This is a genomic window from Thiorhodovibrio litoralis, assembly GCF_033954455.1.
In the GTDB taxonomy this organism is placed as follows: Bacteria; Pseudomonadota; Gammaproteobacteria; order Chromatiales; family Chromatiaceae; genus Thiorhodovibrio; species Thiorhodovibrio litoralis.
Genome location: NZ_CP121473.1, coordinates 3,299,307 through 3,318,551, shown reverse-complemented (window position 1 = coordinate 3,318,551; position 19,245 = coordinate 3,299,307). Strand labels below are relative to the sequence as shown.

The window sequence follows — 19,245 nt, the reverse complement described above, 5'->3', positions numbered from 1 at the left end:
CGCTGGCATCGATCAGGTGGAGGCGGCGTGGCCGCGGCGGGCGTATTTCCCGCACTTCTGCCAGCTGGCGCTGAGCCTGGATGTGCGTCGGGCGGTGGTGCTGATCGGCCCTCGCCGCGTTGGCAAGACGGTGATGTTGAAACATCTGGTGCAGCGGCTGCTCGATGATGGCGTCGCTGGGACCGATATCCTCTACGCCTCACTGGATACACCGCTGTACTCGGGGCGCAGCCTCGAGAGCATGGTGCGCTTGTTTACCACCGCCCAGGGGCATGCAGACGATCGGCAGCTGTGGGTGCTGTTCGATGAGGTGCAGTATCACAAGGATTGGGAGGTGCATCTTAAGTCGTTGGTCGACAGCTATCCGCGGATGCGTTTCATCGCCAGCGGCTCCGCGGCAGCGGCGTTGCGAATGAAGAGCCGCGAGTCAGGCGCTGGCCGCTTCACGGAGTTTCTGCTGCCACCGCTGACCTTTGCCGAGTATTTGAACTTTGCCGGGGTCGAAGATGGTCTGATTCGATCGGGGGCGAGCGATGACGGCCCATCGCGTTATCTTGCCAGCGATATCGATGCGCTGAATGCGGAATTTTTGAATTACCTCAATTACGGCGGTTTCCCCGAGGCGGTGATGAACGAGGCCGTGCGCGCGAATCCGTCACGGTTTTTGCGCCAGGATATCATCGATAAGGTGTTGTTGAAGGATTTGCCGAGCCTTTATGGTATTTCCAATACCCAGGAGCTGAATCGTTTCTTTAATGTCTTGGCCTTTAATACCGGCGATGAGCTGGGACTGGAGGCGCTGTCGAAGCATTCCGGCATCTCCAAGCAGCGCCTTGGCGACTATCTGGAATATCTGGAGGCGGCGTTCTTGATTCGGCGTGTGCATCGTATTGATGCCAATGCCTTGCGCATGAAGCGGGCGCGGACATTTAAGGTCTATTTGACCAATCCGTCTGTTCGCGCGGCGCTGTTTGGTTTTGTCCGCGACGATGATGGTGCGATGGGCCATTTGGCGGAAACTGCTGTTTGGGGGCAGTGGCTGCATGATATTGGTATCAGTGGCTCCTTGCATTACGCTCGCTGGAAAGAGGGCCGACAGGATCTCGAGGTTGATATTGTATCTTTGGATCCGCGCACGCAGAAACCGCGGTTTGCCATCGAGATCAAGTGGTCGGACGCCATCGTCACTCAACCCCGGGAGCTCCGCGGCTTGATCGAGCTTGCCAGTCGGCACCACCTCTCGCGGCGACCTCTGGTGACGACGCGCACGCTGTCGCAACATCTACAGATCAACGAAACCTTGATCGACGTGGTTCCCGTCGCATTGCATTGCTATACGATCGCAAAGAACCTGCTTCGCTCAAGGAAATAATCCCCAGCTTGGGGGAAACAGGGTGGGAAACCGGGACAGACCACGTTTAATATCGAAGGGCTCCCCCGAGCAATGTTGTCAGCGAGCTAAAAAATTCTCTTAACATGGCGTTATGAATGCCGCGATCCAACTTAGCCCCAACCAGGCGTTTGATCTACCGCGCTTGGCGGGACGCGGCTGAGATGCCCAAGGCGAAGGCCAAGTCCCGTCCCCATCCGACCCAGGAGGCGCAACAGGCGGGGATCGGCCTGCTCCAGACTCAGCCCGTGCTCTTGCCCTTGCTCAATGCCTGTCATATCCATCGCGATACCGATCATCAACATCTGGGGCGGGTGGGTTGGCTGGTGTTGAGCGCGCATGGCGAGATCTGGCTGCATCCCAGCCGCCGCGCTCAACCCGCCGAATGGGCGCGGCTGATCGCCACCGCCCTGGTGTGTTTGGGATTGGGGTCGGTGCAACGCCGGGAGCCGCAAACGCTTTGGGAGTTGGCGTGCCTGCTGGCGGCGGAACACTTTTGTGACGGGCTCAAAATCGGGCCGCTGCCGGAGGCGTTGTGGCATCCACCGCTATCCCTTCCCGCCGGTGGCGAAGCGGCGCTGTTTCAGCACTTCAGGGCGAATCCTCCCGAACCGACATTGATCGCCTGGCGCGATGCCTGGAGCGGCGTGGACCATCCGCTGTTCATCGAGCTGGAGGCGACCCGACCCCGTTGGCGTCGATGCCGGACGCGGGACGATTGGCGCGCTGATTTCGCGGCAGGCATTGCCCGTGGCGTGGGGGTGGCTTTCCAGGTCGTGGCAGGACACCAGGAGCCAGGGGATGCGCTGCACCGGGATACCGAGGCGCAGCGGGCCAAACGCCGCCTGATGGATGCCTATCCCTTGCTCGGGGCTTTGGCCGCTGGGTTCGATTTGGAGCAAGACCCACGCCAGTGTCAACACTATGGGATTCAAGTTGCCGCCATCGATGTGGCCGCTCGGCGCATCTGGATCAACCCCGCGGCCCATCTCAGCGATGCCGAGGCGCTCTTTGTCATGGCCCACGAGCTGTTGCACGCGGGCTTGAATCACAGCTCCCGACGTCGTGGGCGTGATCCCTTTCTCTGGAACGCGGCCTGCGACTACGTCATCAACGCCTGGCTGATGGAGATGCGCGTTGGCACCCCGCCTGTGCTCGGGCTGTTACACGATCCGGCGCTTACGGACCTGTCGGCGGAGGAGATCTACGACCGTCTGGCCCGGGATATCCGCCGCGCCCGCAAGCTGGCAACACTGCGCGGCACGGGTCAACCCGATCTGCTCGGTGATGAGCAGGGGCCGCCCTTCGTCGATGCCGAAGCCTACTGTCGCCGCGCCCTCGCACAAGGCATGGAGCGCCTGTTTACCAGTGGTCGCGGCACCCTGCCGGCGGGATTGATCGAAGCCATCCGTAGTCTCAGCCAGCCTCCCATTCCCTGGGATGTGCGCCTCGCGGAGTGGTTCGACGCCCAGTTTCCGCCACCCGAGCGACAGCGCAGTTATGCCAAACCTTCCCGCCGCCAATCGGCCACGCCCGATATCCCCCGGCCATCTCCCCGGCTGCCACCCGAGGAGACCCGCAAGGCACGGGTCTTTGGCGTGGTGCTCGATACCTCGGGATCCATGGCCCCCAAGCTCCTCGGGCAGGCCCTAGGCGCCATCGCCAGCTACAGCCTGGCCCGCGAGGTCGAGGCGGTGCGCTTGGTGAGCTGCGATGCCGCCGCCTTCGATCATGGCTGGGTGCCGCCGGAAGCCCTGCTGGAACGCTATCAGGTGCGCGGACGTGGCGGGACTGTGTTGCAACCCGGCCTGGATCGACTGCGCGATCTGGCCAAACAGAGCGAATTTCCGGCCGCCGGCCCAATTTTGTTAATCACCGATGGCTTCTGTGAGGCGCGGCTCGACATCCCGTTCGAGCACGCCTTTTTGCTCCCGGAGGGGCGGCGCTTGCCTTTTACGCCCAGAGCGCCGATCTTTGAAATTCGCTGATGACGGTAGCGGTGAGCGGCTTATGGCTCCAGGGTCGGTTTATTTTAAAAACAATGGTGCCGGCGGGTGTGACAGTCGCGCGAAGGGTATTCAACATGGTTTGCGGCTCCTGTATGAATTCATGATGATGACCCAGATGATGGGGTTGATGCCGCCCTGGGGTAAAGCGAACCAGATGTTTCTTGCGCCTGAGCAGATTCCTGAGTGCGCAAAACAACAATCTCGACCTCCTGCCCCCAAAATTGCTCGGGCAATTGGAGACAGATTTGACCATTCTCAACGGTTTGAATCGTGCGGATTGCTTCCATCGGTTTCGCTCCTCAGTCGCGCGAATTTGGCGGTGATTGCGCTGGCATCGCTCATGCGCCATTCGCCATTGTTTGGTTGTTCGCCTGTGCATCGGTCGGTTGGGGGAATGGCTTGCCGTCCATTTTCCACATTGCCAGCCATTCATCGACGATTTCGCAGAGTTCGGCATAGACTGCCTTCTCATTGCCGCCATGGCAGCAGGGGCCAATCACGCCTGGACTATGTCCGATAAAACATTGGTCTTCATCCGACCAGGCGACAATTTTAGTAAAGTTGGCGCTTTCTTTCATTGAACTGCTTTTCCTTCCACGGTTCATGCTATGCGCCGCCACGGCGTTCGCGCACCTCGGCGTTGATTTCATCGCAATCCAATAGCCGCATGCCTTCTTAGAAATCCTATGTTGGCCGGTTGCCACAGTGGTTGAAAGGCGCAGCACCCAATTTGTGCGTGGCGTCAATTTCACAATCGAAAACGAAGGATTGCATATCAGAGTTTCGCTGTTCAACGCAGCGGAGCGGGTTGGCCGAGCTGCTCCAGGCTTTCCAGGCAGAGATCCAAGGCTTCACAGGCGTTCGCGAATGCCTCGGTCAGGGTCTCGCCGCTGGGAATGATTTGCGGAATATCAGGGAAGTTGACGCTGTAGATCGGATCCTTGGCTAGATACTGGATAGTAAACGGATAATCGCGATAGACGTGCGCGCTGATGGTCATGGCTGCAAGACAAACATGGCTATTCATCCGAATGCGAGACGATTGTTTTGCCACTCTGTGCGACTCTGGCCAGCCTGGCTTAGTCATGATAATCACCGCAACGACGCCGATTGACTTCAGCAAGAATCTCATCCTGCGTCAGCAATTTGCCGCCGGATTCGAGGTAAGCCCTGCGAGCAGCCAGGGCCAGACGGCCAATTTCGGTGCGCGGTTGATAGTGATCGAGGAGATCATCGCCGGTGAATGCGCGCTTGTGCTGCTGATCCTCATCAGAGCATGCGGCGGCTTCTGGCTGGGGTTCGGCTTGGACCCGAACACGCATGCCGAGGGGCCAATCGTCGGGGAGCCGGACGAGATGGTCTGGGGTGACGGTTGCTTCGACGATCAAGGTGTTCATCATTGGTATCCTCTTGCGCGCGGCGGAGTCAGCGAGCGCGGCTGGCTGGCTGCGTCGGGATTAGCTATTCATCAGGCGCTGGATCAATCGCGCCAGCTCGGCGTCTGACAGCGGTTTGGGGCGCCATTCCAGCTTGGCGCCCCCCTTGGCCTTGCCGCGGCCTTTGCCTTTGGGCTTTTCGGTCACTTCCACTTCCTCCCAGAAATCCTGCTCCACGCCGTGGGCGATGGCGAGGCTGCGGTCTTGGTGGCATTTGCGCAGCACTCGCTCGGGCCAGTAGCTCAGCGCCAGGTGCGCCCAGTCGTAGTCGCCTTGTTCGAGCTTGGTCCAGGTGTCCTTGAGCGTCTTTTGCCACTTCGGCAGCTTGAACAGCGGCCACAGGGGCGCGGCGGTGATCTGCACGCCGTCGTTGAGGTTGGGTTGCCAGTCGCGGGCGATGCGCAGCAGCTGGTCGCGGAACGCGGTCAATTCCGTGTCGAGGTCGGCGACGGTGGCGAAGTCCTTTTCTTCCTTGGGGGTACGGGTGGTTTTGTTGGCCAAGGCGGCGCGGCTGGCGCGCACCTGGGCTAATTTCCCCTGGGGGCCATCGAGAAAATCGTTGACGCAGCTGTAGAGGGTCTGGGGTGTGAGGCGGTGGTAGTACAGCCAGAGCGTATAGCGGCCGGATGGGGTGGACAGCGGCCAGTAGATGGGCGCCTGGCGGCGGCTTTTGCTGTAGCGTTTCAGGTGATCGGCGAAGAAAGCGGCAGGGCGGCGGAAGTAGTCACGCAGGGATTTGACACCGAGGATTTCGCAGGCTTCCTGTTCGATGGCTCCGGCGCGGTCTTTCCAGACGACTTCAATGGCTTCGCGGACGCGGGCGACGATGTCCTCGGGGTAACTTTCGTCATCGACCAGGATGCCGGGCCAGGAGATGCGCAGCGGGTAATCGGTGGGCAGGTCCTTGGGTTCGGCGGGCAGACCGTCGGCGTTCTGGAGCATGCCGGGCGGGCAGACCGGTAGCGGGTCGAAAGGGTCGGGCAACTCGGGTGGTTGGCGTTCGCCGGTGGCGTAGCGGATGTCCCAGCGGCCAAAAACCGTTCCAACGAAAAAAAACGTGTGATTTTCCGTAAGCATTCTGACTGGTTCAGCCGTTGTCGCACCTCCTGTTTTTGGTTCGCGTTGAATATATGGGTTGATGAATGATTCGGCTGCTTCCCTGCCACCATATGCATCAAGGATTGCTCCATTCAACCTTGCTTCGTTAACACTAATGTCCTCTGCGATAATTCGAAATCGCTCCGTTGCCTTGTTATTCCAAGGAAGTAGTGATTCAGAGTTCAAAAAACGCGGATTAGTTTCATCTCCTGTTTCAAGCCTTTCTTTGGCGCGAAATGCCTGGAAAGCCGATTCGCCTGCGACTATAAGGTCGTCGTTTGACCAATCCGGACAAGGAAATAAATGAACATAACCAGGGTACTTGTGCTGACCGCAGTAAAGGTTGATTACTGCTTGAAACAAAGTGCTATTTAAAATTGCGAGCGTTGCTTTAACGTTAGCATTTGCACGAATGACTACTGCCTGCCCTTCAACTGATGAGATAAACCCTTTGGGAAGGACGTGAGCATCGATAAATTCCCCGCGTTTACCAAACCCAATAACTCCTTTTTGTTGTAGCCGAAGATTTCTTAGAATGGTGGATGTGTTTTCCGAGATTAGAGACCCGTCTTTACCATAAAAAACTGCATCACAGAGTGGAGAATTAAACCGAGAATATTCCCCTCCATTATAAAGACGTTGCCAGCTTGCTTCAGGGTGGAATGCATCATAAAGAGGAATTTCCCACCAGCTTCGAAAATATCTATCAGAAAGAATTGTGTGACCAGCGATAACCTGCACTCCTTGATCTTCAAAACTTGGTAAAGTCGCAAACCATTGCTTTACGATGTCTGGAAAGTCGTACCCAAGAACTGCATTTGGAAAACGTGAAAATAAACTTCCAAAAGAGACACAAAATCCGGAACCTGATTCTTTACGAACAGATTGGATGTGCTGAAGCAATTGTGGACCCTTTTGATCGGGCGTTGAGAGTCGAACGTCAAAAAACGTAGCTGCATGAGGTGGTTGCGCTTCACCAAGTATTGATGATGTGGCTTCGACATTCGCGTCAAGAACATCCCAACCGAGATCGCAGTGAGCATGTAAGCGATCATCTGCAACAAAAAATGCAAGCCGAAATTTCTCGTACGTATTTTTAATGACGGCAGTGCGATCATAAATTGAACCAACTTTTCCGCCAGGGGTGCGTATTTTATACGCTTGGAAAAGGAATGCACAAAGAATATTTTTATTGAAGTCAGTGAATCTTTTTTCAAGCCATGGAGCGAGGGCTTCAGAAGGCTCACCAAACGGCGGATTCATCACCACCACGTCATAGCGCTTCCGACACAAATCAATGAAAGCAAATCCCCTTGCCGCATCCTCAGCAAACAACCGCCGTTGGTAGGCATGGACATCCGCCTGCTCGGCATAGGCGCGCAGCGCATCCATGACCTGTTGCTCGGCGGTGTCGAAGAAGTCTGCCTCGGATGCATCCTGACGGGTAAACAAATCGTCCTGTTGGGTGCGCCACTGCTCCCGTGCCGCTTCGATGGCGATGCGGATCTCGTCCTCGATCTTCAGCAGTGCCCCGGCTTCGCCGGCCAGTTGCATTTTGTCGAAGACGATCCGGACCAGGTCGCCGAGCAGCGGCGAGCCGAGGGTGGCGATGAAGGCTTCCAATTGTTCGGCGCTGCCGGGCATGGGTTCGGCGCAGACGACGTTGGAGCGGCGAATCCGGGGGCGATTCTCGGTTTTGACGCCCTGATTGAGCCAACTGCGTTGGGCACGAAGCCACAGCGACAGTCCGGCGATCTGCACCGCGCGCGGGTCGATGTCGATGCCGTGGATGTTGTGCTCGATGATCAGGCGCGGAACGTCTTTGAGAAAGTCTTCTTTCGAGGCATAGGCCTGTTGCAGTGCTGGACAAAGCCCTTGGTCCCAGGCTTCCTCGTAGATGGTCTCGAAGAGGTCAAAGCCATAGAGGCCGAAGTGCATGGAGCCACAGGCCGGGTCGAGCAAGCGTATGTCGCGCGGGTCTTTCAGCGGGCGGTGGGGAATGTAGACCGGTTGCCGGAGCAATTCCTCCTGGCTCAGTCCTTCGGTCTCGGGCAGCTCGGGTGCGGCCTCGCCTGGGTTCAGGAAGATTTCGGTTGGGCGGCGCACCAGGTAGCGGCATTGGTCGACCAGCCGCGTTTGGCCCTGGGTCATTTCGTACCAAATGCGCCCCAGGGTGTTGTCGGTGAGGAATTCGACCACATACCGCGGGGTGAAGAATTGGTTGCGCACCGCCAGTTCGCGCGCGTTGCGCGGGGCGGCGGATGCGGCGCGCATTTTCTTGCGCTCGTCCGGGTCGTTGTAATACTGGTAGATCCAGCCGATGGTTTCGTCTTCGGCCCAGAGGTGGACGATGTCGGGGTGGTTGATGGCGTCGATGAGTTCGAGCAGGACCGAGTCCTTGGGGAACAGCAGGCCCTGGGGGCTGTAGCGGTCGAAGAGGACGGGGAGATCCTGGCCGAGTTCGTCGAACAGGCTGAGGAGATACTGGCGATAGACGTCGCCGACCTCGCCCAGGGCAGTGCCGGCGACCATCTGGTAGAGCTGAAAGCCTTGCGAGGCTTGGCCCTTGGTGAGGGACTCGAATAGCACGCCACGGGACTCGGCCATGCGCAGGGCGGCGAGCCGGTTGAGCAGGGTGAAGGCTTGTTCGCGCACCATGCGCTGCAGGACCTGTTGACCGCGCTCCTGGGCGCTCTTGCCGGGGGTGACGGCCAGGTAGTGGTGCAGGGTCTCGCGCAGAATGGCGGCGGTTTGCAGTTGCTGGTTGTCGAGGTGGCTCAGGGCGGCCATGTCGGCGACGACGCCGGAGGTGGGGTCCATGCCATGGCTGGCCTGCAGTTGGCGAGTGAATTCGTCGCTGAGCAGCCGCCGGGCGCGGGCGACGAATTTCTGCAGGGCGTTGCGGGTGGCTTTGTCGAAGGCCATGGGGGGGTGTTCCTGAGTCTTTTGGCGCGTCAATCAAGATTTACGGTAAATTTTGCTGCGATATCCAATGAATACGACAACTTGGCTGGCTCGGTGTACTCAATCGTCCAGGTTACAGACTAGGACGCCTAGGAAATTGTGAAAATGCGGCTCTTAGCGTGGAGAAAACGTCGATGACACCTTTTCCAGTGGCAACCCACGAAGGCGTATTGAGCGCTTTGTGATTGTGACCATCACACCGCTCTGGATTCGATCAGCGAATTGTCCCGCAACACGTTGAACCAGCTTGGCGACATCAGAGCCGCGAAGTCCTTCCCGTCTAAGGCGGATCACCGAAGGGCCGTTGTCGCCACTCATCGCGAGCAGTCGGTGAAAATCCGAGTCAAGGGTGACAATCACGCGATCTTGCTCTTGCGCCAAGTTGGAGATTTCCGCGTCTGAGGCGCGGCTGTAACCAATATCGGCAACATGGCAGACGTTAAAGCCACAGGCTGCCAAGTGTTGAACGGTGCTGCGAGGCAAGCCTTGATCCAACAAAAAACGAATCATGCCGCATCCAGATAGATCACCTGATCATCCAGGCTCGCGGCTGCGTACTCAAGCGCTTGGCGGATATCCTCGTCCTCGAGCTCGGGATACTCCTGTTTGAGCTCGGCACGATCGGGATAAAGAGCCGCTGCTTCGACGACCCGTTTGACAGTCAGTCGCATGCTCCTGATGCATGGCTGCCCGTTCATTTGCTCAGGATCGATGGTGATGCGATCAAATGTGGTGCTCATCGTTTTTTCCATGGCGTCTTGCTGTTCTTAAGAGAGGCGATGATAGGCTTTTGCGGTTGCGGTCTGCTGATGCTTGCGGCCAAAACGGAATGCGCCATTTGGCGCGAAACTTAGCGAAGGGTGCCTGGTTCCAAGTCAATCTTCAATTCAAATTCAGCCGCATACTGCAACTCACCGCGCAGTTGTTGTAAGTCGCGGATTAGCCGGTCCAGGTCCTGAATGCTGGTGATGCGCGCTTTCAGGGCCTGTTGGCGGCAGATGGTGGCTTGGCCGTCCTTGACGGCTTGTTCCTGTTCCGCGCGCAGGCGCTCTTGCAGGATCTGTTGGCCGCGCAGGTGGATGCGGTTTTTGATGTCTTGGACTTCGTTCTGGATGCTGTATTCCTGGTTGATCAGGTCGCGCAGGCCGGTGAGGTCCTCGCTGGCCTGGGAGGCGAGGTTGTGCAGATCGGCCAGGGCGTTGTTGCGATCTTGGTGGCTGAGCTCGGGCCATTCGGGTAGGCGGCCTAGGTCGTCCTCGGCATCGCGCAGGCGCTGGGCCTGATCGTGTTGCATTTGCTTGACGGCGTCGCGTACCTGGGTTTGCAACTCGGTGAGACTGCTGGCGAAGTCGGTGGCGTATTTATAAAAGTCTGGGTGTTGCAGACGTTGCTCGAGGTCCGCCATCGGCTCGCCAAGGGCTTGGCGCAGGTGCCCGGGGGTGCCGTGGCTTGGCAGGGCGTGGATGTCGCGCAGGTGGCGGCGCAGGTCGTCCAGGGTGGTCTCCAGCCCCTGGGTCATCGCCTGCTTGAGGCTTCTGGCCCATTCCAGGCTGTCGAACAGTTCGGAGGTTTCCGCGCCCAGACGCTGCACCGCGTCGGAGGCATCGGTGGCGAGAATGGCCTTGATGTCGCTCGCGAGTTGATCGAGCCGCTCGGCGCCGGGCAGATCGAGGCTGCGCAGGGTGGCGGCCAGAGGCGCGAACTGGTGCTGGAGGTCAGAGAACAGCTTGGCGGTGGTTTTGCTGATGATGTCTTCGAGCGGGACGATGCTGTCGCCCGCCAAGCTGGTGAGGCGCTGAGCCGCGCGGGCGAGCATCTCCATCGAGGGTTTGTTGTCGCGCAGGCTGATCCCAACGGATTTGAAACTGGTGTTGGTCTTGAGCGCGTCGATGGCCTGCTGGCCGTTGACGGTGATCTCGCGCCCAGCCAGTTTGAGCTTGATCTCCCCAGCCACCAGCAGGGCGGCCACCAGGTAGCGCAGGGTATCGGGTGACCAGCCGAAGGGGGCGTCGGCAAAGAGGTCGCTCAGGCGCTTGCCCTCGAGGCTACCCTGGCGTTCGATTTGGTCCCTGATGCTGGTCAGGGCCTTGTGTTGGGTGTCGATGCTGCCCTGGCCGCCCTGGAGTTTGACCAGGCCCAGGGGGTCGATCTGGGCGGTCATGCCGGCCAGGTTGCCCTGTCGCAGGAACTTCTCGGCCAGATCGGTGCTGGCGCGCACCGGTGCCTCGGCATGACGGTCGAACACCTGGGCGGCGACCTTGGCCAGGTGCTTGCGCGCGGCCTCGATCAGGTCTTGGTTGAAGCTGTCCACCGCGCTCAGCTCGCCGCGGAAGATGAAGGACCCCTTGGTGAGACTGGCGCCAATCTGGCGCCCGAGTTGATTCAGCAGTCGGGCGGCGCGGTCGCTTTGCGCGTTGCAGTAGTCCTTGACTTCCTGATCCGGGTCGTTGCGGTATTTGTTGACGATTTCGCGGCCGCGGACTATCTCGCTGACCAGCTCGTTCATCTCCGGCGCGTCGCGGCCGAGCAGAAAGATGGTTTGCTTGGCGCTTGGCTGGCGGCTTTCGTCGCTCAGGCGGATTTTGGCGGTCTCGTACTCGCTGGGCTCGACCAGTTCAACCAGGGTTTGAATGGGGTTGCGGTCTCCCGTCAGGCTGGCGGGGATGCCGCTCGCCGACTGCGCCTTCAGGCCGGTGGTCACCGAGAAGGTGTTGTTGAGCTGGGTGGCTGGCAGCGGGGTGTAGGTGTCTTGCAGGGCCTCGTTGCGGACGCGCCGCAGTTCGATGGCGCGCAGGGGAATCTTGGCGCGTTCCTGCTCGATTTCGTTGAGTTTTTCGCTGTGAAAGGCCAACACGCCGTCTTTCTCGCCCAAGGGGACGATGGTGTCCTTGAGCAGATCCTCAATGGCGGGCTCGATGCGGTCGTTGAGCGCGGGTGAGGCCACGCTCGGGTGCATCAGGCTGGCGACATTGTGGCGCGAGATGGGCAGATTGCCGAGGATCTGCAAGACGCAGATGCTTTTGCCGATTTGCTGATGGAGTTCGGCGTCCGGAAAGCGGATCTTGACCTTGCCAACCGCTTGGTGCCAGGAGGGGAAGGCGCGGCGGATGTCGCGCTCCAGAGCGTCGAACAGGGTCACGGTGGTGGCCAGCCAGCCCAGGGGTTGGTTGGCGATAGGGGTTTTGCCGTCCGGCCCTTCGACCAGAATGTCCTGGATCACCTTGATGGCCGAGCGCAGACCGATGCCGCCGGTGGACTTGGCCAGGGCACCTAACAGGTGGAGCAAGATGTCGAAATGGGCGGGCAGGAAGGGATAGAGGTCGATGAAGGTCTGGCGATCAAAGTCGGCCCCGTAGGCGCGCGCGTCTTCGAGCTTGGTGTGGTGGCGCAGGCTCTGGCCGTGTTGGTCGAACAGCCGGCCCACTTCTGCCTCGCCGGTGGGTGACTTGCCGAGCAGGCGGTTGGTGCAGATCTCTTTGATGTCGCTGGCTTCCAGGTCGATCTGGATGGGAAAGCGATCCTTCAGCTTGAACAGTTGCTGGGAGTTGAGCGCGGCGCTGGCATCGTCCTCGGTCAGGCGCTGCTGGGCGGTGCCGATGAACAACACCTTGCCGTTGCCGATGGCCTTGAGGTTCTTGCCCAGGCCGTCGAGGTTGAGGATGAGGTTTTGCCGCGAGCCTACATACTGCCCGACCTCGTCGACCACAAAGATGATGTAGTCGCGGCCGCTGGCCTCGCGGGCAATCTCGATCATTTCCGCCACGCGGTCGTTCTCGAAGCGGATGATCTCGCTGGTTTCAGTGCTGAAAGCGCCGGGGGTGCGGAACAGATGGGGATACATCCGGTGGGCGAGCTCGGGCATGACGCTGTCCACCACCAAGTCATCGTTGCGATAATCGGCCCAGGCTTGACCCTGGGTGAGCTCACCGAAGAGGTTTAGGAATTCATCGTGGCGGCCGTCTTGTTTGGCGCGGCGCTCGAAGGCGGCCACCTTGAGATTGCGCGAATAGCCACCCCATTGCAGCACCTTGTAGTAGAGGACGGTGGAGACTTCTTCCATGGTGGCGCCGGCGACCTGCTCGCTGGCCAGGTCCAGCATCAGCACGGCGGCGGGGTATTTCTTGGCCACAGCCGCTATGCGCGCCTTGGTGGTGCTTTTCTTGAGCCGATTTTGCAGGTGATGCAGAAAGGGAAGACCGTCGATGGTGACGCGATCATCAAAGGCCAGGCCCAGATACTTGGTGAAGGAGCTCTTGCCCGACCCATAGAAGCCCGACACCCAGATCCCGACCTCGTTCTCGCCGCCGGCCTCCATGGCGGCTTCCATCTTGTCGAGCAGTTTCTCGAGCTGTTCCTCGATGCTGTCGGTGACGACGTATTCGGAAATCTCCGCCTTCAGGCGCGTCTCTTGCGCGACACCATAGGTGATGACCTTCTCGATGGTGCGGTAGATGTCTTTGCTGCTGTCGAAGAGTTGTTTGATGTCCATGCCGAGCTTCCCTTAATGAAATTAGCCGCCAACGTGCACTGAGCGATAGTTGCCGTCTTCTGGATAAAAGCCGAGGAATTTCAGCCGCGTCTTGCCGGTGCGCACGCCGGGATAGAAAAAAATGGTCGGGACGTTGAAGCGGCCGAGCAGATGTCCCTCGATGGAGCCAATGCGCAGATAGGGGTGCAGGGCTTCGAGGTCCGTGACCAGCAAAATGGCGTTGGTGTTGCCTTCCATGCGCTCGAGCTGTTGTTCCAGCCGGGATGCCAGAGCGGCATTCTTGGTGATGGCGCCGGTCAATGCGTTGTTGGTCTTGGTCCAGTCCAAGGGCGCCTTGGCATCCTGGCGTTGCCACAGGTCGCGGATGAATTCCGGTTGTTCGTCCAGAATCGCTCGAATGGCCTCGGCGATGGAAAAGCGCTGGACCTCCCAGCCATCATTGGCGAGCCGGGCCTCCCAGGCCGGCGTCTGCCGCTTGACTTCAAGCAGGGCCTGGGGCGAGAACACCAGGTAGAAGATCGGCTCGAAGCTCGCATGGGCAAAGTCGCGGCCGGCTTTGATGCGATGCATGAGTTCATCGAAATCAGCCTTGATTGCTGACAGGGGCGGCGATGACACGCGTTACCTCCTCCATGTTTGGCAGTGGCCAGGTCAAGCGCGTGCTGCCGGCGGCGGACTGAATAATCCACCAGCCGTTGCTGGCCAGGCGCTTGAATTCTTCCCGGACATCAGCGGGCTCAAGCCCGAATAAACCCCAAAGATCATGGCTCAGCACGGCATGGTCGCTCAGCGCCGAAAAGTGCAGATGATAGGCAAAAAACAGCACAGTCATCGGTTGAATGCGCACCGCTTGGATGTGCCTGGTTGACGAACGTCCAGCGGAGACCAGACCAAAATCTGCGCAACAGCCGAGCAAGTAGCCCGAGACCCGGCGCACGGTGGATTCCGACCAGGGTGTTCGGGTTTTGCCGTCGCGGACGGCGTTCTTTACAAAATCCGTGGCCTCGGTTTTGTTGATGCCAGGTCGGCCCGCGCTGTAGCTGGGCCAGTAGATGTCGCGAATAAAGTCGGCCAGAATCCGATTGGCCTGGGCGGTAAACACCAGCAGAAATTGCACCAGTTCGCGGGTGGGCAGCACCTCGGCAAGCGGCTTGAGGTGAACCGCGGCCTCATGTTTCAGATACCTCGGGGCGAAACATTCGGCCACGATGTTTCTTAATCGTCGGGCTGACACCAGCGGAAATTGGCCGGAACCGAGCGCCGCGTCGCAGAGCTGCGCGCTGTTCATGCCGGGCTGATAGAGGCCTAGCAATAATCGGGTCTCCTCCACCATGCCCAGGCCAGCCTGGAGTTGGGTGGTATAAAAGCCTGGGGTCTCGGGCATCAACTGGCTTTTAGATAGGGAAAGCACTGATAACCGGCGACTAATGCGTCTTGGTAGTGTCCCGCGCAGCGCTGCATCAGCGCGGTGAGTTGGTCGCTATCGAAGTGGCCCAGCAGGACCGGGCCTTCAGAGCGTTCCGAGTTTGGCTTGGCAGTCTTTGGCGCGGCGTCCGCTGGCGTGGCAGCCGCTGATTTCGCCCATTCAGCCAGTCGCGCAAGGGCGGAGTCGACTGATGTCAGCCGTGGCTTAACGCGAGAGGCGAAGTCGGGGGCGGCGACCGCCTCGGCCATTGATTGCTCCAGCGCTTCTGGCAGACGGTAAAGATGGTAATGACGACCGATGCCGACGTGCTCGTCGTGGCGGAGACGGGCGGCCTCGCAAGCCCCGTGATACTGAGCCAGCAAGGTGGTGCGTGGGAAAACCGGCAGCAGGAATGCCTCGCTGGTGGGTGCCAGAAAACTGCTAGGCCACCAGTGATGCTGGGATTTCTCGCCAAGAAAGCCGACAAGAAGGCGGAGTTCGGCGATTGCCGACGGGAGGCTGCTGGTCATTGGTCGAGATCCTTATTTGACGCCCTGATTCGATGGATGTCAGTGTTCGGCGTTCATCGAAGGTTGCCTTTTGCGGCTCAATCTTGACGCCTAACGGGGCGACTGCCAGCATACCTCAAGATGTTTATTGGGGGAGCACCAAGATGCGAACCATCCTGGCGCTATTTTGACTTTATTGTGTGTGTTAATCCGCGGATGAAGACCTGACGAGTCGCCGGGCGCCGTTCCATCAGGGCAGAACGGTGTCTTCTGATGGACAGTCTCTTGCCCGCACTGGAGCTTGAACATGGGTCGCTTATTTCGCATTGGTGGCTTTTTTTCTTATGTGGTGATGATCTTCCTGAATGCCTTTGTCGATCTCGGGCATAAGATCATCATTCAAAACACCCTGTTCAAGACCTACGACGGGGATACGCAGATTGCGCTGACGGCCATTGTCAATGCGCTTATTCTGCTGCCTTTTGTGCTGTTATTTACGCCCTCTGGCTTCATCGCGGACCGCTTCGCGAAGCAGAAGGTGATGCGCATCAGTGCCTGGGTGGCGGTGGGCTGCACCCTGGCGATCACGCTGTTTTATTACATGGGCTGGTTTGTCGCCGCTTTTGCGATGACCTTTCTGCTCGCGGCCCAGAGTGCTTTTTACTCGCCGGCCAAGTACGGTTATATCAAAGAGTTGGTGGGCAAGGAGGCGCTGGCCGAGGCCAATGGCTGGGTGCAGGCGACCACCACCACGGCGATTCTTGCCGGTATTTTTTTCTTTTCCATCCTGTTTGAGGGGCGGCTCGCTGGGCAGACGCATGCCGATCCCGGCGCGGTGATGCATCTGATCGCACCGCTCGGCTGGGTGCTTGTGGCCTGCTCACTGGCCGAGCTCTTCATGGCCTACCGGTTGCCGCAAAAGGCCACGGGCAATGCGCTTGGGTTCGACTGGGGTGCCTATCTCGGCGGGCGCTATCTGCGCGACAATCTGGGCGCGGCCTGGGGCAATCAGGTCATCTGGCTGTCGATTGTCGGCCTGGCGGTGTTTTGGTCGATCTCCCAGGTGGTGTTGGCGGTGTTTCCGGCCTTTGCCAAGGAGACGCTGGGGGAGACCAATACGGTGGTGATCCAGGGGCTGCTGGCTTGCTCCGGGATTGGCATTATCCTCGGCTCCTATCTGGCCGGGCGGGTATCGCGCCATCATATCGAGACCGCGCTCATCCCCATCGGCGCCATTGGCATCGCAGTGTCGCTCTATCTGCTGCCGGGGCTGAACTCGGCGCTGGCCCATGGGCTGAATTTCTTCGCGCTCGGTTTTCTTGGCGGGCTTTTCCTGGTGCCGCTCAATGCGCTCATTCAGTTCAACGCCGGCGAGCACGGGCTTGGGCGGGTGCTGGCGGCGAATAATTTCGTGCAGAACCTGGCGATGCTCGCGTTTCTCGGCCTCACGGTCGCCGCGGCTTATCTGCAACTCGGCAGTCTGGTGCTTCTGCTGGGGCTGGCCGTGGTCGCGACCCTTGGCGCCGTCTACACCATTTATCAGCTGCCGCAGTCTCTGGTGCGCTTCCTGATCGCGCGTGTGATCGAGACCCGCTACCGGCTCCATGTGATCGGCCTGAAGAATCTCCCGGCGCAGGGCGGGGTGCTGTTGCTAGGCAACCATGTGAGCTGGATCGACTGGGCCATGGTGCAGATGGCCAGTCCGCGCCCGGTGCATTTCGTGATGGAGCGCAACCTCTATGAGCGCTGGTATCTGCGCCGGTTTCTGGATTTCTTCGGCGTGGTGCCGATCTCGCGCGGGGCCAGCCGCCAGGCGATCGCGGCGGTGAGCGATCTGCTCGACGCGGGCGAGGTGGTCTGCCTGTTCCCGGAGGGGACACTGAGCAAGACCGGGCAACTCAATGAGTTCAAGCGCGGCTTTGAGCGCGCGGCTGGGGCCGCGCAGCATGGGGTCATCCTGCCGTTCTATCAGCGCGGGCTCTGGGGCAGTGCGTTCTCCTATGCCAGCACTAAGCTGAAGTCCGATCGCCGCGAGGGACGCACGCACGAGGTTGTTGTCGCCTTCGGCACACCGTTGCCGCTGACCGCCACGGCGGAGCAGGTGAAGCAGGCGGTGTTTGAGCTGTCGGTGACCTCCTGGCGCAGTTATGTCGAGAGCTTCGAACCGCTTCCGATGACATGGCTGCGGGCGGCAAAGCGCGAGCTGGGCGCGACGGCCATCATCGACTCGACCGATGCGCGTCTGTCCAACCGGCGGGTGATCACCGCGGTGATGCTTTTTGCGGCGCGCATCCGGCGCTTGGGATCGGAGCCCGCGCTGGGGATTCTGCTGCCGGCGAGCAGTGCCGGGGCCATCGCGAATCTGGCCGCGCTGGTGGCGGGCAGAACTGTCGTCAATCTCAACTACACCGCGAGCCAGGAGGCGCTGCGGGCAGCCGCCGAGCAGGCCGGCATCGCGGATGTGATCACCGCGGAGCGCTTCCTGCGCAAGCTCGGGCAGCGCGGCATTGACCCGCGCGCGGCCATGCCGGGTGTGCGTTTCCATGCGCTTGAGGACATGCGCGCCGGGATTGGCAAGCTCTCGGCACTCGGCATGCTGGTGCTTGCCAGTCTGCTGCCGGCGCGGGCGTTGCTCGCGCTCTTTGGCCGCGTGACCTCTGCGGACAGCACTGCGGCGATTCTCTTTTCAAGTGGCAGTGAGGGGCGGCCGAAAGGCATTGAACTCACCCACCGGAACATTCGCGCCAACGCGCGCCAGATTGCCGATGTGCTCAACACCGAGCGCAGCGATGTGGTGCTGTCCAATCTGCCGCTGTTCCACGCCTTCGGGCTGACCGCGACCACCTTCATGCCGCTGCTTGAGGGCGTGCCCATGGTCTGCCATCCCGACCCGACCGATGCGGTCGGCAGTGCCAAGGCCATCGCGCGCTACCGGGTCACCGTGCTGTGCAGCACCTCGACCTTTCTGCGGCTATACACCCGCAACAAGCGCATTCATCCGCTGATGCTCCAATCCCTGCGCGTGGTGGTCGCCGGTGCCGAGCGGCTGAGCCCGGATGTGCGCGATGCCTTCGAGCTCAAATTCCACCGATCCATCTACGAGGGCTATGGCGCCACCGAGACCACCCCGGTAGCCAGCGTGAATGTGCCGGATGCGATCGACACCGGCAGTTGGAAGATTCAGACCGGCGCGCGCCCGGGGACCGTTGGTCTGCCGTTGCCCGGCACCAGCTTCCGGGTGGTTGATCCGCAGACACTCGAGCCGCTGCCGCCGGGCGAGGACGGTCTGATTCTGATCGGCGGCGTGCAGGTGATGAAGGGCTATCTCGCCGATCCGGAGAAAACCGCCGCGGCTGTGGTTGAGCTTGACGGCTTGCGCTGGTACAAGACCGGCGACAAAGGCCACCTGGATACCGACGGCTTCCTGACCATTGTCGATCGCTACTCGCGCTTTGCGAAACTGGGCGGGGAGATGATCAGCCTGAGCGCGGTGGAGGAGCAGGTGCGCCGCGCGCTCGGACAGGCCGAGCTCGAACTGGTGGCCATCAATCTGCCCGATGAGCGCAAGGGCGAGCGCATTCTGCTGCTGGTAGCTGAGGACATCGACACTGAGGCCCTGCGCGGCGAGCTGCTCAAGGCGGGTGTGAATCCGCTGGCGATCCCGTCCGAGATCCTGCGGGTTGAGGCCATCCCCAAGCTGGGCAGCGGCAAGACAGATTTCGGTGCCGCACGGCGGCTGGCGCTGGCCGCCTGAGGTTTTGGACCGACCGGTCTGGCTGCACGATCTGCCAGGTTGCGGATTTGGGATAAGATGGCGATGGCACGATAGCGTGCGCTGGTCGAGTGGGCTTAAGCCGGCCAGCGAGCGAGCCTACCCGAGCCAGCAAGTGAAAGTGACATGGGCGCAAAGCCCAGGTATGGTTTTTCCAAGATGAGTGAGGTTAG

At 60.1% G+C, this 19,245-nt stretch carries 14 protein-coding genes; 4 read left to right on the top strand and 10 right to left on the bottom strand.

Translation table 11 applies throughout. The annotated features are described in order from the left end of the window. Positions 1 to 94: 94 nt before the first annotated feature. The gene (locus Thiosp_RS14705; protein ID WP_201065290.1) at positions 95 to 1,372 is read left to right on the top strand and encodes an ATP-binding protein; all 1,278 of its coding nucleotides are present in this window, start codon (positions 95 to 97) and stop codon (positions 1,370 to 1,372) included. Positions 1,373 to 1,554: 182 nt separating this feature from the next. Further along, positions 1,555 to 3,378, top strand: coding sequence for a vWA domain-containing protein (locus Thiosp_RS14700; RefSeq protein ID WP_201065292.1), 1,824 nt, complete (start codon positions 1,555 to 1,557; stop codon positions 3,376 to 3,378). A gap of 119 nt (positions 3,379 to 3,497) precedes the next feature. Here the strand turns inward: Thiosp_RS14700 and Thiosp_RS14695 are convergent, their stop codons facing one another. From Thiosp_RS14695 to Thiosp_RS14685, 3 genes are all read right to left on the bottom strand, one after another. Next, positions 3,498 to 3,686 (bottom strand): hypothetical protein, encoded by a 189-nt coding sequence (locus Thiosp_RS14695; RefSeq protein ID WP_201065294.1) that lies wholly within the window; start codon positions 3,684 to 3,686, stop codon positions 3,498 to 3,500. A gap of 51 nt (positions 3,687 to 3,737) precedes the next feature. Next, positions 3,738 to 3,977: a hypothetical protein gene (locus tag Thiosp_RS14690; RefSeq protein WP_201065301.1), complete on the bottom strand. Its 240-nt coding sequence runs from the start codon at positions 3,975 to 3,977 to the stop codon at positions 3,738 to 3,740. A gap of 212 nt (positions 3,978 to 4,189) precedes the next feature. Continuing rightward, positions 4,190 to 4,453 (bottom strand): type II toxin-antitoxin system HicB family antitoxin, encoded by a 264-nt coding sequence (locus tag Thiosp_RS14685; RefSeq protein WP_207188020.1) that lies wholly within the window; start codon positions 4,451 to 4,453, stop codon positions 4,190 to 4,192. 31 nt (positions 4,454 to 4,484) lie between these two features. On the opposite strand from Thiosp_RS14685, the gene Thiosp_RS14680 reads away from it, so the two are divergent. After that, positions 4,485 to 4,904 (top strand): hypothetical protein, encoded by a 420-nt coding sequence (locus Thiosp_RS14680; protein WP_201065305.1) that lies wholly within the window; start codon positions 4,485 to 4,487, stop codon positions 4,902 to 4,904. Here the strand turns inward: Thiosp_RS14680 and pglX are convergent. From pglX to Thiosp_RS14645, 7 genes are all read right to left on the bottom strand, one after another. Beyond that, positions 4,857 to 8,858, bottom strand: coding sequence for a BREX-1 system adenine-specific DNA-methyltransferase PglX (gene pglX / locus Thiosp_RS14675; protein ID WP_201065307.1), 4,002 nt, complete (start codon positions 8,856 to 8,858; stop codon positions 4,857 to 4,859). The two genes, Thiosp_RS14680 and pglX, sit on opposite strands and share 48 nt — an antisense overlap. 153 nt (positions 8,859 to 9,011) lie before the next feature. Continuing rightward, positions 9,012 to 9,407: a DUF5615 family PIN-like protein gene (locus Thiosp_RS14670; protein WP_201065309.1), complete on the bottom strand. Its 396-nt coding sequence runs from the start codon at positions 9,405 to 9,407 to the stop codon at positions 9,012 to 9,014. Then, positions 9,404 to 9,637 (bottom strand): DUF433 domain-containing protein, encoded by a 234-nt coding sequence (locus Thiosp_RS14665; protein ID WP_201065311.1) that lies wholly within the window; start codon positions 9,635 to 9,637, stop codon positions 9,404 to 9,406. The genes Thiosp_RS14670 and Thiosp_RS14665 overlap by 4 nt, the downstream gene beginning before the upstream one ends. 110 nt (positions 9,638 to 9,747) lie before the next feature. After that, positions 9,748 to 13,386, bottom strand: coding sequence for a BREX system P-loop protein BrxC (gene brxC, locus Thiosp_RS14660; protein ID WP_201065314.1), 3,639 nt, complete (start codon positions 13,384 to 13,386; stop codon positions 9,748 to 9,750). 21 nt (positions 13,387 to 13,407) lie between these two features. After that, the gene (locus tag Thiosp_RS14655; protein WP_242518413.1) at positions 13,408 to 13,956 is read right to left on the bottom strand and encodes a BREX protein BrxB domain-containing protein; all 549 of its coding nucleotides are present in this window, start codon (positions 13,954 to 13,956) and stop codon (positions 13,408 to 13,410) included. A 13-nt stretch (positions 13,957 to 13,969) separates the two neighbouring features. After that, entirely contained in the window at positions 13,970 to 14,770 is an 801-nt protein-coding gene (locus Thiosp_RS14650) for a BrxA family protein (RefSeq protein WP_201065318.1), read from the bottom strand. Then, entirely contained in the window at positions 14,770 to 15,321 is a 552-nt protein-coding gene (locus tag Thiosp_RS14645) for a BrxE family protein (protein WP_201065320.1), read from the bottom strand. Before Thiosp_RS14645 ends, Thiosp_RS14650 begins: the two co-directional genes overlap by 1 nt. A 286-nt stretch (positions 15,322 to 15,607) precedes the next feature. Between Thiosp_RS14645 and Thiosp_RS14640 the strand changes: the two genes are divergently transcribed. Further along, positions 15,608 to 19,054, top strand: coding sequence for an acyl-[ACP]--phospholipid O-acyltransferase (locus Thiosp_RS14640; RefSeq protein ID WP_201065323.1), 3,447 nt, complete (start codon positions 15,608 to 15,610; stop codon positions 19,052 to 19,054). The last annotated feature ends 191 nt before the right edge of the window (positions 19,055 to 19,245 follow it).

Excerpts from the sequence above, each read along its gene's own strand:
- Thiosp_RS14700 (WP_201065292.1), top strand. The coding sequence starts at position 1,555 with ATGCCCAAGGCGAAGGCCAAGTCCCGTCCCCATCCGACCCAGGAGGCG.
- Thiosp_RS14695 (WP_201065294.1), bottom strand. The coding sequence starts at position 3,686 with ATGGAAGCAATCCGCACGATTCAAACCGTTGAGAATGGTCAAATCTGT.
- Thiosp_RS14690 (WP_201065301.1), bottom strand. The coding sequence starts at position 3,977 with ATGAAAGAAAGCGCCAACTTTACTAAAATTGTCGCCTGGTCGGATGAA.
- Thiosp_RS14680 (WP_201065305.1), top strand. The coding sequence starts at position 4,485 with ATGATAATCACCGCAACGACGCCGATTGACTTCAGCAAGAATCTCATC.
- pglX (WP_201065307.1), bottom strand. The coding sequence starts at position 8,858 with ATGGCCTTCGACAAAGCCACCCGCAACGCCCTGCAGAAATTCGTCGCC.
- Thiosp_RS14670 (WP_201065309.1), bottom strand. The coding sequence starts at position 9,407 with ATGATTCGTTTTTTGTTGGATCAAGGCTTGCCTCGCAGCACCGTTCAA.
- Thiosp_RS14665 (WP_201065311.1), bottom strand. The coding sequence starts at position 9,637 with ATGAGCACCACATTTGATCGCATCACCATCGATCCTGAGCAAATGAAC.
- brxC (WP_201065314.1), bottom strand. The coding sequence starts at position 13,386 with ATGGACATCAAACAACTCTTCGACAGCAGCAAAGACATCTACCGCACC.
- Thiosp_RS14655 (WP_242518413.1), bottom strand. The coding sequence starts at position 13,956 with ATGCATCGCATCAAAGCCGGCCGCGACTTTGCCCATGCGAGCTTCGAG.
- Thiosp_RS14650 (WP_201065318.1), bottom strand. The coding sequence starts at position 14,770 with ATGCCCGAGACCCCAGGCTTTTATACCACCCAACTCCAGGCTGGCCTG.
- Thiosp_RS14645 (WP_201065320.1), bottom strand. The coding sequence starts at position 15,321 with ATGACCAGCAGCCTCCCGTCGGCAATCGCCGAACTCCGCCTTCTTGTC.
- Thiosp_RS14640 (WP_201065323.1), top strand. The coding sequence starts at position 15,608 with ATGGGTCGCTTATTTCGCATTGGTGGCTTTTTTTCTTATGTGGTGATG.